This window comes from Variovorax sp. E3 (assembly GCF_016082275.1).
Lineage (GTDB): Bacteria > Pseudomonadota > Gammaproteobacteria > Burkholderiales > Burkholderiaceae_C > Variovorax.
This window is the reverse complement of sequence record NZ_MOWM01000197.1, coordinates 1-12,108: the sequence shown is the minus strand read 5'-3', so window position 1 is coordinate 12,108 and position 12,108 is coordinate 1. Positions and strand designations below refer to the sequence as shown.

Annotated in this window: 11 protein-coding genes and 4 pseudogenes; 5 read left to right on the top strand and 10 right to left on the bottom strand. The window is 61.6% G+C overall.

The features are described 5' to 3' along the window. The first annotated feature begins 40 nt into the window (after positions 1-40). From merC to BMG07_RS36670, 5 genes and pseudogenes are all read left to right on the top strand, one after another. Positions 41-466 carry an organomercurial transporter MerC gene (gene merC, locus BMG07_RS36690; RefSeq protein ID WP_000522996.1) on the top strand — a complete coding sequence of 142 codons (426 nt, stop codon included), beginning with the start codon at positions 41-43 and terminating at the stop codon, positions 464-466. A gap of 38 nt (positions 467-504) precedes the next feature. Then, positions 505-2,190, top strand: a complete 1,686-nt coding sequence (gene merA / locus BMG07_RS36685) for a mercury(II) reductase (protein ID WP_198088605.1) — start codon at positions 505-507, stop codon at positions 2,188-2,190. 17 nt (positions 2,191-2,207) lie between these two features. Next, positions 2,208-2,573 carry a mercury resistance co-regulator MerD gene (merD, locus tag BMG07_RS36680; protein WP_000995360.1) on the top strand — a complete coding sequence of 122 codons (366 nt, stop codon included), beginning with the start codon at positions 2,208-2,210 and terminating at the stop codon, positions 2,571-2,573. Next, a pseudogene (gene merE / locus BMG07_RS36675) lies at positions 2,570-2,805 on the top strand (broad-spectrum mercury transporter MerE). The gene merD (BMG07_RS36680) and the pseudogene merE overlap by 4 nt, the downstream one beginning before the upstream one ends. A 48-nt stretch (positions 2,806-2,853) precedes the next feature. Beyond that, positions 2,854-3,141 (top strand): annotated as a pseudogene (locus BMG07_RS36670) (DUF3330 domain-containing protein); the annotation flags it as partial. Between the two features lie 38 nt (positions 3,142-3,179). Here BMG07_RS36670 and BMG07_RS36665 read toward each other — a convergent pair. The 10 genes and pseudogenes from BMG07_RS36665 to merA (BMG07_RS36615) form a co-directional block, all read right to left on the bottom strand. Continuing rightward, positions 3,180-3,794 carry a recombinase family protein gene (locus tag BMG07_RS36665; protein WP_010981357.1) on the bottom strand — a complete coding sequence of 205 codons (615 nt, stop codon included), beginning with the start codon at positions 3,792-3,794 and terminating at the stop codon, positions 3,180-3,182. A gap of 60 nt (positions 3,795-3,854) precedes the next feature. After that, positions 3,855-5,071 (bottom strand): annotated as a pseudogene (locus BMG07_RS36660) (TniQ family protein). Continuing rightward, positions 5,068-5,975, bottom strand: a pseudogene (locus tag BMG07_RS36655) (TniB family NTP-binding protein). Before BMG07_RS36655 ends, BMG07_RS36660 begins: the two co-directional pseudogenes overlap by 4 nt. Positions 5,976-5,977: 2 nt before the next feature. Further along, on the bottom strand, positions 5,978-7,660 hold the full coding sequence (locus BMG07_RS36650) for a Mu transposase C-terminal domain-containing protein (RefSeq protein ID WP_011494284.1): 1,683 nt from the start codon (positions 7,658-7,660) through the stop codon (positions 5,978-5,980). 142 nt (positions 7,661-7,802) lie between these two features. After that, positions 7,803-7,901 (bottom strand): membrane protein insertion efficiency factor YidD, encoded by a 99-nt coding sequence (gene yidD / locus BMG07_RS36645; protein ID WP_102606035.1) that lies wholly within the window; start codon positions 7,899-7,901, stop codon positions 7,803-7,805. Positions 7,902-7,954: 53 nt separating this feature from the next. Beyond that, a complete protein-coding gene (hisI, locus tag BMG07_RS36640) occupies positions 7,955-8,428 on the bottom strand; it encodes a phosphoribosyl-AMP cyclohydrolase (protein ID WP_034389874.1) in 474 nt (157 codons plus the stop codon). Between the two features lie 161 nt (positions 8,429-8,589). Further along, the gene (merD, locus tag BMG07_RS36630) at positions 8,590-8,931 is read right to left on the bottom strand and encodes a mercuric resistance transcriptional repressor MerD (protein WP_033869424.1); all 342 of its coding nucleotides are present in this window, start codon (positions 8,929-8,931) and stop codon (positions 8,590-8,592) included. Next, positions 8,928-9,566 carry an organomercurial lyase MerB gene (merB, locus tag BMG07_RS36625; protein WP_033917449.1) on the bottom strand — a complete coding sequence of 213 codons (639 nt, stop codon included), beginning with the start codon at positions 9,564-9,566 and terminating at the stop codon, positions 8,928-8,930. The genes merD (BMG07_RS36630) and merB overlap by 4 nt, the downstream gene beginning before the upstream one ends. 83 nt (positions 9,567-9,649) lie before the next feature. Continuing rightward, on the bottom strand, positions 9,650-10,303 hold the full coding sequence (gene merG / locus BMG07_RS36620; RefSeq protein ID WP_033869423.1) for a phenylmercury resistance protein MerG: 654 nt from the start codon (positions 10,301-10,303) through the stop codon (positions 9,650-9,652). 35 nt (positions 10,304-10,338) lie between these two features. Beyond that, complete coding sequence (gene merA / locus BMG07_RS36615; RefSeq protein ID WP_198088603.1) at positions 10,339-12,024, bottom strand: mercury(II) reductase; 1,686 nt, start codon at positions 12,022-12,024, stop codon at positions 10,339-10,341. Positions 12,025-12,108 lie beyond the last annotated feature (84 nt).

Below are 12,108 nucleotides of genomic sequence, written 5' to 3'. Positions count from 1 at the left end.
CCTCAAACGCTGATCCGTTAACCGAACTCGGGAGCGACACATGGGACTCATCACGCGCATCGCTGGCAAAACCGGCGCGCTCGGCAGCGTCGTTTCCGCGATGGGCTGCGCCGCCTGTTTTCCTGCCATCGCCAGCTTTGGCGCGGCCATCGGACTGGGCTTCTTGAGCCAGTACGAGGGGCTATTCATTGGCATCCTGCTGCCGATGTTCGCCGGCATCGCGTTACTCGCCAATGCTATCGCTTGGCTCAATCATCGACAGTGGCGACGCACGGCGCTCGGCACGATAGGCCCGATCTTGGTGCTGGCAGCGGTGTTTTTAATGCGGGCTTACGGCTGGCAGAGCGGTGGACTGCTCTATGTCGGCCTGGCCTTGATGGTTGGGGTGTCGGTCTGGGATTTCATCTCGCCAGCACATCGCCGCTGCGGGCCGGACAGCTGTGAATTGCCAGAACAACGTGGCTGACGGCAACAGCCGTAGCCACCACAGAAAAGGAAAAATACATGACCACCCTGAAAATCACCGGGATGACCTGCGACTCGTGCGCGGCTCACGTCAAGGAAGCCTTGGAGAAAGTGCCCGGCGTGCAATCGGCGCTGGTGTCCTATCCGAAGGGCACAGCGCAACTCGCCATTGAGGCGGGCACGTCATCGGATGCGCTGACTACCGCCGTGGCCGGACTGGGCTACGAGGCAACGCTTGCCGATGCGCCACCGACGGACAACCGCGCCGGCCTGCTCGACAAGATGCGCGGCTGGATAGGGGCCGCTGATAAGCCCAGTGGCAACGAACGCCCGTTGCAGGTCGTCGTCATTGGTAGCGGTGGCGCGGCAATGGCGGCAGCACTGAAGGCCGTCGAGCAAGGCGCGCAGGTCACGCTGATCGAGCGCGGCACCATCGGCGGCACCTGCGTCAATGTCGGCTGTGTGCCGTCCAAGATCATGATCCGCGCCGCCCACATCGCCCATCTGCGCCGGGAAAGCCCGTTCGATGGCGGTATTGCGGCAACTGTGCCTACGATTGACCGCAGTAAGCTGCTGGCCCAGCAGCAGGCCCGCGTCGACGAACTGCGGCACGCCAAGTACGAAGGCATCCTGGGCGGTAATCCGGCCATCACCGTTGTGCACGGTGAGGCGCGCTTCAAGGACGACCAGAGCCTTACCGTCCGTTTGAACGAGGGTGGCGAGCGCGTCGTGATGTTCGACCGCTGCCTGGTCGCCACGGGTGCCAGCCCGGCGGTCCCGCCGATTCCGGGCTTGAAAGAGTCACCCTACTGGACTTCCACCGAGGCCCTGGCGAGCGACACCATTCCCGAACGCCTTGCCGTAATCGGCTCGTCGGTGGTGGCGCTGGAGCTGGCGCAAGCCTTTGCCCGGCTGGGCAGCAAGGTCACGGTCCTGGCGCGCAATACCTTGTTCTTCGGTGAAGACCCGGCCATCGGCGAGGCGGTGACAGCCGCTTTCCGTGCCGAGGGCATCGAGGTGCTGGAGCACACGCAAGCCAGCCAGGTCGCCCATATGGACGGTGAATTCGTGCTGACCACCACGCACGGTGAATTGCGCGCCGACAAACTGCTGGTTGCCACCGGTCGGACACCGAACACGCGCAGCCTCGCGCTGGACGCAGCGGGGGTCACTGTCAATGCGCAAGGTGCCATCGTCATCGACCAAGGCATGCGCACGAGCAACCCGAACATCTACGCGGCCGGCGACTGCACCGACCAGCCGCAGTTCGTCTATGTGGCGGCAGCGGCCGGCACCCGTGCCGCGATCAACATGACCGGCGGCGATGCGGCGCTCGACCTGACCGCAATGCCGGCCGTGGTGTTCACCGATCCGCAAGTGGCGACCGTGGGCTACAGCGAGGCGGAAGCCCACCACGACGGGATCGAGACCGACAGCCGCACCTTGACCTTGGACAACGTGCCGCGTGCGCTCGCCAACTTCGACACACGCGGCTTCATCAAGTTGGTTATCGAGGAAGGCAGCCATCGGCTGATCGGCGTACAGGCGGTCGCGCCGGAAGCGGGTGAACTGATCCAGACGGCGGCTCTGGCCATTCGCAACCGCATGACGGTGCAGGAACTGGCCGACCAGTTGTTCCCCTACCTGACGATGGTCGAGGGGTTGAAGCTCGCGGCGCAGACCTTCAACAAGGATGTGAAGCAGCTTTCCTGCTGCGCCGGGTGAGAAAAAGGAGGTGTTCAATGAACGCCTACACGGTGTCCCGGCTGGCTCTTGATGCCGGGGTGAGCGTGCATATCGTGCGCGACTACCTGCTGCGCGGATTGCTGCGCCCGGTGGCGTGCACACCAGGCGGCTACGGCTTGTTCGATGACGCCGCCTTGCAACGGCTGTGCTTCGTGCGGGCGGCCTTCGAGGCGGGCATCGGCCTCGACGCGCTGGCGCGGCTGTGCCGGGCGCTGGATGCGGCGGACGGCGACGAAGCGGCCGCGCAGCTTGCCCTGCTGCGTCAGTTCGTCGAGCGTCGGCGCGAAGCGTTGGCCGATCTGGAAGTGCAGTTGGCCACCCTGCCGACCGAGCCGGCACAGCACGCGGAGAGTCTGCCATGAACAACCCCGAGCGCTTGCCGTCCGAGACGCACAAACCGATCACCGGCTACCTGTGGGGCGGACTGGCTGTGCTGACTTGCCCCTGCCACCTGCCCATCCTCGCTGCCGTGCTGGCCGGCACAACCGCCGGTGCATTCCTTGTCGAGTATTGGGTCATCACGGCGCTCGGTTTGACCGGCCTGTTTCTTCTGTCACTGGCGCGGGCGTGCGGGCATTCAGGGAAAGATCATGAGCGCTTCCCGGCCGGATGGATGGACTACGGCGGAGGGCCCAAGCGTTCGAGCGCGGGCAAGGCTTTCTGTTCGCAAAGCCGATGCCGGCGGCGGCATTCGCCGTCTTCGTCAGTCAATGGAGGGGTGCCACCATGAATGCAAATGATCCGACCGCCACCAGTTGCTGCGTGTGCTGCAAGGAAATTCCGCTCGATGCCGCCTTCACACCGGAAGGCGCGGAGTACGTCGAGCACTTCTGCGGGCTGGAGTGTTATCAACGTTTCCAGGCGCGGGCCAGCACTGCGACCGAAACGAGCGGCGAACCGAACGCTTGCGGTTCGCCGCCGTCAAATTGAGACAAACCACGCTTTCGCTACGTCGCCTCATGTCGGCATCAAATTCGGCTGAGTAGCTTCTCGCCATCTGGACGTAGCTCGCCCTTGGGTGAAATATGCCGATACAGGGTCTGCCGCGTGATGCCAAGTTCCTGGCACAGGTCGCCGACCTTGGTCTCTGACTGCCCCATTGCCGCCATCGCCAGCCGCAGCTTGGCGGCGGTCATCTTGAACGGCCGGCCGCCTTTCCGGCCGCGTGCCCGTGCTGAGGCCAGGCCCGCCACGGTGCGCTCGGCGATCAACTCGCGCTCGAACTCGGCCAGCGCGGCGAAGATACCGAAGACCAGCTTGCCGGCGGCGGTCGTGGTGTCAATGGCCGCGCCGTGCCCGGTCAGCACCTTGAGGCCGATGCCGCGTCCGGTCAGGTCATGGACGGTATTGATCAGATGGCGCAGGTCGCGCCCGAGCCGATCCAGTTTCCAAACGACCAACGTGTCGCCTGGCCGTAGTGCCTTCAGACAGCTCGCCAGACCGGGACGATCCTCGCGTTTTCCGGACGCTTGGTCTTCATAGAGATGCGCCGGATCAACACCGGCCGCGACCAGCGCATCGCGCTGCAAGTCCGTCGCCTGGGAGCCATCCGCCTTCGATACTCGCATGTAGCCAATCAGCATCTTGTACCTGTCACATATACGTTCGATTATGTGACAGTTTGCATCGGGAAGCTCTGCACGTCAAAATTTGTCACTTAACCCGTCATTCTGTCTAAGGCATGCAAAGGGTAGGCTAGGCTCATAATGTGACAGAAATTCCGGGGGGATGCCTTCCTTCGCGAAGGTGGCGCGCAACTGTTCCAAGGAAGCGGGGTCGCGCCGACCATAGGAAGCCAACGCGAACAGCGAGCGTGCCGTCTCGGGGTTGTGTCGTGCTTCAATGATGGCCTCATCAATGGCCTGGATTGCACGCTGCCAGTGATCGACGGGTTCGGGCTTCGGCGCTTTCGCCGGCAGGCCACTGGTGAACCCGGTTTGGGGCTCGGACCAGAATAGCTTTGCGTGCTCGCCTGGCGGGCTTATATCCCTCACCTCAATCAAGCTGATTGCCGTTGCCGCCGCCTCCAGCATCTGCAACCGTACTGCCGGGTTCAGGGTTTCATACGGTCGCCACAGACTTTGCCCAGCACGCAGCGGATGCCCGCAGCATTCCCAGATTTGGCGGAGATACCCCGCGTAGGTGCCGCACGTCGAAAGCGGGGTGTTCAGCTCATCGAGCAGCGTGCGTAGCAGCCTAAACCACAATCCGGCGTGGATGCGTCGGCGCGGCAACTCCACGTGGCCGGTCGTCAGTGCCTGCCAGGTACGCTGGTCCATCGCCGCAATCGCGTCGCTGGCAGTGCGCGGTTCGGCGTCGGCGTTCTCCCAGCCGAGAAACCGCCCTGGCACGCCCCAATAGGATTCCAGCCAGCAGCCATGCAGTGGGCAGCTCAGCATCAGGGGCAGCTTCCACGCGAGCAGTACGGCTTGGTTCTCCGGATCGTTCAGGCAGAGCGGACAGGCGCGGTGTATCGGTTGGGTGGGCAGCCAGGCACGCCAGCTCGTGATGGATCGCGTCTTACGGCGGAGTCTCGGCAGCAGTACCGAGAGCTGGAACGCATAGGTTTCCAATGCGGCTGGAATCTGATCATCAAGCTGTCCAGTAGCCAAGGCACCCAGCCGGCGAAACTCATGCAGCGCAGCCGATCCAGCTCGATACCGCTCCGCTGGGAGAGCATCGCCAGCAGCGCCAGTGGTGGCGCGGTGTCCAGGTCATCAACCTGGCCGTGACCAAGATCGTGCTCCAGCAGCTCGGACACTTCCATGTGATAGCAAAGGGCCACGCGGTTGAGCCACGAAGACAGGGCTTCGGCTTCCCTGGGTGCCGGATGCAGTGGCCAGCGTGGCGCTGGCTTCACATCAGTTCCCGCTCGAATTGCCGCCGCCGCTCGCTGGGACCGGTGTAATCGGCCATGCTGAGCGTGCGGTGGTTGATCGCTTCCTCACCACTCTCCACGCGGCCACGGCCGCCGCCATCAAAAGGTGCGCCAGCTCGCCAATAGTGCCCTCGCTGCGCGTGAGCAGGTAGCGAGCCATGTCCAGCGTGGCAATCGACGAAGGTCGCCGCAGCGGGAGCGAAGCCGCGAAGCTGGCCAGCAGTGAACAGCAATCGTCGTTGGCCTCCCACACCGGCAGCATCATCGGCTCGAAGCGATTTTCCAACTGGTCATCCGAGCGGATGGCCAGGTAGGCGTCGCGTGTGCCCACACCGACCAGCGGGATGCGCAATTCGTTGCCGAGGAAGCGCAGCAGGTTGAGGAATTCCCGGCGGTTGACGCTGTTGCCGGCCAGGACGTTGTGCAGCTCGTCGATCACCAGCAAACGCACACCGAGCTTGCGCAGCAGTGTCAGCGCCAGTTGCTCTATTTCCGGCAGCCGTGGGCGCGGTCGCAATGGTGCTCCCATCGCCGCGAGCAGCGCGACGTAGAAGCGGATCACCGATGGCTCGGACGGCATCTGCACGACCAATACCGGGATGTGCTCCTGGTCGGCGTCGGAGCTGGCCGGGTGGGCGCGGCGGAACTTCTCGACGATCATCGACTTGCCGTTGTTGGTTGGACCGACCAACAGCAGGTTGGGCATGCGTTGTTTGTTTGGCCACGTATACAGGGCTTCCAGCCGGTTCAACGCCTCGACTGCTCGCGGATAGCCGATCCAGCGGTCGGCGCGAAGGCGATGGATGCGCTCGTCCGCCGGGAGACGGGCCAAGCCCTGGGCCGCCGGCAGCAGGTGGGACAGGTCGATGATGGGATATTCGTCCACGGCTACCACTCCTCAATCTGGTCGAACGGTTTGGCAGGTGGCTGGTTGTCCGCCTGCGGGTCTGCCATGTCCGTGTCCGCTGGTGGCGTGGTTTTGACAGGTTGTTCCGTTGACTTGAGATGCTGGCGTCGATCCGCGTCGCGCCGCGCCTTGCGCGTGGCTTTCTGCGCAGTGGTCACGATTTCGCGCATCTGCCCGATCATGCGGAACAGCGCCGACTCATCCACCTGTTCGCGCCCTTGCTGCCGCAATTTCGCCAGCGCCTGCCGTTGTTCCCAGAGGGTGACAGCCGGGTGCGACAAGGTACGGTATGGAATTTCCAGATAGTGCTGCCCCTCCGGCTCCAGCACCCAAATGCGGCTGATGTCGCGTGGGTCGCGCCGGATCAGGAACGCAGGCAGGCGGTCGCGCCGAGCTATCCACGGCTTGAGCGCATCGGCGTAGTAGTGGATGTGGTCGATGACGAAGCCAGTGCGGGTCAGGGTGCGGCGGAGGACGGGCAGGAAATCGACCAGAAAAGCCGTGGTGCGAGTGATGACGGTTGGAACGCCGGTACGCGCGACAGCTTCGGCCCAGCGTGCGGCCGGCGGTTGGAGCAGGCCGTTGTGCACGGAGCCGTGATAGGTGCCAACCGCCAATGCGAGCCAGCGTTCCAGCTCGCGCAGTGTCAGGGCGGCCATCTTCTCGGAGGCGTATTCCCCGCGCTGGTCAGGGTTGGAGAAGGTCGTCCCCGGCAATTCGTCGTGGATCATTTGCATCGCCGTGCCGATGATCCGTTCCACGATGCCGCCATAGTGCGGCTGCCCGAGAGGCCGATAGTCCAACCGGATGCCATGCTGCTCGCAGCCACGGCGTAGCGCCTCGCTCTTGAATTCGGCCGCGTTGTCCAGGTAGAGCAGCGCGGGCTTGCCGCTCATCGGCCAGTCCATTTCCACGTCCAACCTTTCCAACCAAGGGCGCTTGTCGCAACCGGCGTGTGCGAGGCACAGGCCGACCGAGACGGCAGATGGCGCTTCTAACGTGACCACCATGCCAACCACGCAGCGGGTGAACACGTCGATGGCGAGGGTCAGGTACGGACGGCCAATCGGTTGCCGGTCGCGCTCGTCCACCACGATCAGGTCGATGACTGTGTGGTCGATCTGTACCTGCTCCAGCGGTGCGGAGACTGGCGGAGGAACACCGCCAACACCTTGCAGGATGCGGGACGCATCCTGGCCTTCCCGAAGTCGAGTGGTCTTGAGTGGATCAAGGCTGGCGATCCGCAACGCGACCGTGTTGCGCGCCGGCATCCGCAGCTTTTGCAGCTTGCACACCCGCGCAACTTCACGGTGGAACGCCGCCAAGCTGCGCTTCTGCTTGGTCAGGAAGCGCTTTTGCAGTAGCTCGCGGATGATTCGTTCGACCGACTCCGGCAAGCGGCCTTTACCTTTGCCACCGCTCGACTGTCCAAGAGCCAAATCAGTGACCAGCCCCGAACCTTGCCGGGCACGGCGGATCAGGACGTAGACCTGCCGCCGGGACAGACCCAGCGCCTGGGCTGCTGCGTCGGCCGCTTCATGCCCGACCGTCTCCGACTGCGCCAACGGCCCAATGATCTCCGCGCGGCAGCGAGCACGCTCCCATGCCTGTTCTGACAGGGTGGCTACGCCGCGCTCGGCAATCGGTACGGTATCGGTCGCCATGCTCGCCTCGCTTTGGTGCACACGAGTATTGAGCATAGACGAGTTTCGTGCAGAGGAGTCCTGATATCGGGCTGTCAGGAGCCGTATGCACAGCAGGCTTCATGTCTCGTTGATTGGTGCAGTCGTCTTCTGAAAATGACAATCAAGTTAGGGTATAGGAAGAGCAGCTTGGCCAGAAGCGGCAGCGAGGGCCAAGCAGTGGGCTGATGGTGTATTGGTAAACGCGAATACAGCCCACCATCACTGCTGTTAGCAGCTTAAGAAAAACCTGTTTAATGGCGAACAGCCAATTTTTCACGGCGCTTTTTTACCGTATAGCGTGGCCGGATCAATCAGCGGCTCGCTGGTAATCTTGGCGCTGTCTGCACCGAGCGACACATAAAAGCAGCTGCGACGGCCGGAATGGCACGCGGGACCAGTTTGCTCCACCTGAACCAGCAGCGTATCACCATCGCAATCTAGCGCTGCGCTTTTAAGGCGCTGTTGCTGTCCTGATGTCTCACCTTTGCGCCATAGCTTTTGGCGCGAGCGTGAGAAGTAGCAAACTCGCTGCGTTGTTAACGTCTCTTCCAGGGCTTCTCGGTTCATCCACGCCATCATCAGTACTTCGCCCGTATCATGTTGCTGGGCAATGGCGGGAATCAGGCCGTCTTCATTAAAGCGAATGGCATCTAGTAGCGTTGCAAGCTTGGGCAGGGAAGCTGTTGTGGTCGCTGACTCTAACGCCTTAAAAAGCTGTTGAGGGGCGAGTTCATCAAATTGGGACATTAGGCATTACTCACGGATCGGCATGCTTGACATAAGCCCTGAAGCTCAATCGTTTGGCGCTCAACGTTGAAGCTTGGCGCTGGGCCAGGGCGGCAAGCTGATCGCTAATTTCATCAAGGTGCAGCTCTTCGACGTAGCCGCACTGGCGACAGATAGTGAGGTTATGCACTGGACGCCAACTCGCCTAAAGAGGTCTCGATCACCATCAGCTCTTTTCGGCGCACATCGATCTTCCGACGCAGTTGCTCGACACATCCGTGTACGCACTTGCTATCGCCTGCATCCAACGCCCTGCAAAGTCGCGTTAACTCGTCGAGCCTGGGTCCCGACTCGAAGGCCACGCGCAGGAAACGCAACCGTTCCAGTGTTTTGGCATCGAAAACGTTGTAGCCACCTTCGGTTCGCCAGGCGGGATGCAACAACCCGCGCATCAAGTAGTCGCGCACAACATGCACGCTTACGCCTGCATCTTCAGCAAGCTTCGAAATCGAGTAGGCATTCATGCCGTGTTTCGCTCGCTGTCTTCTAACAGCTTATGCGCGATCAGATGTCCGAGACCGAATGCATTCTCGACAGGCACGAGCTCTATCCCCGGGTGCGTCGAAGCCCATGCATTTGCAACAGAAGGCGATGCAAAAAAATGCACATGACAGCAAAAGGAACAGCGAATGTCGGGTGAAGCATCCGGCGTTAGCAGAGACACCATTGTTTCCGCCGGTTCAACCTGAAGCACTGCTTCTGGCGCAACTGTGAGCGTAATCGGCCTGCCGGTGGCAGCACAGCGCGACGTGACACGGGCTGTTTTGCCAATCAAAGCGGGAAACATCAAGGTGTCGAGCGCACACCAGGTGTATAAACGGCGGCCATCCACTTCAAAAACGTGAGGGGTTTCGCGTAGCGTCAGGCCCAGTCCAATGATATTGCCCTGCTCGTCATATTCGGTACCGGGCGCCGGCTCAAGTACAGTTGCAACCCTCTGCCCAGACCATCCGAGTGCGGTGCCGAGCGCTTCGCGTGACACAGGCCTTCCCATCACAAGCTGACGAAGCAGGGTGACGAAGAGGGTTGCGAACTCTTCTGGATGATTGCCAGATGAGAGGCTCTCGGCAATCTTTTTGGAATATATAGTCTTGTCCAATTTCCACCTCCAACATCCAAGCAGCGGTTACGCGGCATAAACCCACCCTTGGCGATTACATGCCGCGCTTTTCAAAGATCACGTCAGCGTGCGCTTTGCCGGCGTTTCCATTCCTGGACCAGCAATTGCGCTTGCTGCACCTGTTCGGGCTTCATTTGAGCCGCATAGTCGGCAATGACTTTTGCTGCCGTTGGTTCTCCTGACGCTGCTGCCAGACTCATCCACTTGTAGGCCTGAACCTGGTCGCGCGCGACCTCACCGAGCCCCTTCGCAAACAGTTGAGCCAGCCTGACTTGAGCCTGCGTGTGTCCCTGCTCGGCAGAGAGGCGGTACCACTTGAACGCCTGTGCATCGTCGGCAGGAGCCGCACGCCCTTTCTTATACATACCGTCGACTTCGCTTGCGTAGAGGCGCCCCAGGTTGAACTGCGCATCAGCTTCACCCTGCTCGGCCGCCCTGCGAAACCACTGGATCGATGCAGCATGGTCTTGTTTTACGCCCATACCGCATTTGTAGGCAAGACCCATGATGTTCTGCGCCATGGCATCGCCCGCCCTCGCTTTCTTTTCCCAGCCGTCGACGGTCTCCGGCGCCAATGTTTCGATCGCTGCTCCCAGCTTAGAAAAGTCGTAGGCCGCCAGCGCATTGTTTGACAAGCCAAACGCTGCAGTACCCGCCAACAGAATGGTTAAGCATGCACGGGTGCAACGTGCTGTTAGTCTAATATCGCAAAACATAAAAACTCCTCTGTCGCTCTTTTCGTGTCCTTGGTTTAGCCCGCACAGCACGATAGCTGTGTCACATCCTTCGAGAAAGTCTGTGCCACCAGTTTGAGACCTTCCACCATGGTGAGGTAGGTGAAAAGTTGGTTGGCAAGATCCTGGACGGTCATGCGAGCCCGGATGGCAATCGCGGCAGTCTGGATGATCTCGCCTGCTTCCGGTGTTACAGCCTGAACCCCAAGAATGCGTCCAGATCCAGCCTCAGCGACAAGCTTGATAAAGCCGCGCGTGTCGAAGTTGGCGAGTGCACGCGGCACATTGTCGAGCGTGAGAGTACGACTGTCGGTTTGCAGGCCGATGCGCTGGGCTTCTGCTTCACTGTAGCCAACCGTGGCAACTTGCGGATCAGTGAACACGACTGCCGGCATAGCGTCGAGATCGAGCGTTGCGTCGCCGCCGGTCATGTTGATACCGGCACGGGTGCCAGCGGCGGCTGCAACGTAGACGTACTGCGGTTGGTCGGTGCAATCGCCGGCTGCATAAATGTTCGGTGCGCTCGTTCGCATGCCTTTATCGATCACGATGCGATGTTGCGAGTCGAGCGCCACACCTGCTCGTTCAAGATCCAGGCTGGTGGTATTCGGTGCGCGGCCGGTAGCAACGAACAATTGATCCGCGCGCAACTCTCCCTGCGGGGTCGTGAGGATGAATTGGCGATCGGAATAGGTCACGGCACTTGCCTGTGTCTGTGTCAACACCGTGATGCCTTCCGCGCGGAAGGCAGCGGTCACGGCCTCGCCAATGGCAGGGTCCTCGCTCGCAAACAACGTGCGCCGCGCCAGGATCGTGACTTCGCTGCCCAGCCGTGCAAACGCCTGCGCCAGTTCCAGCGCTACTACTGAGGCACCGATTACTGCGAGCCGTTTCGGAATGGTCTCGCTAACCAGCGCTTCGGTGGAAGTCCAATAGGGGGTTTCTGCAAGACCAGGCAACGGCGGAATGGCTGCGCTCGCGCCGGTAGCAATGAGACAGCGGTCAAACGCCACTTCGTACCAGTCCCCTTCTGCAGCTTCCACGATAAGCGTGTGGCCATCCTTGAAACGGGCGCTGCCTCGTACCAGATTGATTGACGGATTGCTTTCGAGGATGCTTTCATATTTGGCAATTCGCAGCTCGTCCACGCGCGCCTGTTGCTGGACAAGCAAACGGTCACGCGAGACAACAGGCGGCGTCGCAGTGAGCCCCACGTCAAAAGGACTTTCACGGCGCAGATGAGCGATATGGGCTGCCCGAATCATGATCTTGGAGGGAACGCAACCCACGTTGACGCAGGTGCCGCCGATGGTGCCGCGCTCAATCAGCGTGACCTGCGCGCCTTGCTCGACGGCCTTCAGTGCTGCCGCCATCGCGGCTCCACCGCTGCCGATCACGGCGACTTGCAACGGGCGCTCGCCGCCGCTGCCCTTGTCGGCGGCACCCATCCAGCCGCGCACCTTGTCGAACAGCCCAGTGCGGTTGTCGGTCGGCGGGGCATCGGCGAGCATCGCTTTGTAGCCCAGGCCAGCCACGGCGGCGGTCAGTGCGTCCGGCGCTGTGCCTGGATCAAGGGCGAGCTGGGCCGCGCCCTTGGCATAGGACACTATGGCAGATTGGACGCCGGGTACTTTTTCCAGCGCTTCCTTGACGTGCGCCGCGCACGAGTCGCAGGTCATGCCGGTGATTTTTAGATGGGTCATGCGACAGATCCTTTTTCGTTTGTGGTAGCAGACAAGGGCGTCAGATGTGCTGCGCTGCCGTTTTCAGTGCCTCACTTCTTGACG

What these genes read in the sequence shown, in the direction of transcription:
- yidD (WP_102606035.1), bottom strand. Translation starts at nt 7,901, where the DNA reads ATGGTGGGCTGTATTCGCGTTTACCAATACACCATCAGCCCACTGCTT.
- merA (WP_198088603.1), bottom strand. Translation starts at nt 12,024, where the DNA reads ATGACCCATCTAAAAATCACCGGCATGACCTGCGACTCGTGCGCGGCG.
- merD (WP_000995360.1), top strand. Translation starts at nt 2,208, where the DNA reads ATGAACGCCTACACGGTGTCCCGGCTGGCTCTTGATGCCGGGGTGAGC.
- BMG07_RS36665 (WP_010981357.1), bottom strand. Translation starts at nt 3,794, where the DNA reads ATGCTGATTGGCTACATGCGAGTATCGAAGGCGGATGGCTCCCAGGCG.
- BMG07_RS36650 (WP_011494284.1), bottom strand. Translation starts at nt 7,660, where the DNA reads ATGGCGACCGATACCGTACCGATTGCCGAGCGCGGCGTAGCCACCCTG.
- merD (WP_033869424.1), bottom strand. Translation starts at nt 8,931, where the DNA reads ATGAATGCCTACTCGATTTCGAAGCTTGCTGAAGATGCAGGCGTAAGC.
- merC (WP_000522996.1), top strand. Translation starts at nt 41, where the DNA reads ATGGGACTCATCACGCGCATCGCTGGCAAAACCGGCGCGCTCGGCAGC.
- hisI (WP_034389874.1), bottom strand. Translation starts at nt 8,428, where the DNA reads ATGTCCCAATTTGATGAACTCGCCCCTCAACAGCTTTTTAAGGCGTTA.
- merG (WP_033869423.1), bottom strand. Translation starts at nt 10,303, where the DNA reads ATGTTTTGCGATATTAGACTAACAGCACGTTGCACCCGTGCATGCTTA.
- merA (WP_198088605.1), top strand. Translation starts at nt 505, where the DNA reads ATGACCACCCTGAAAATCACCGGGATGACCTGCGACTCGTGCGCGGCT.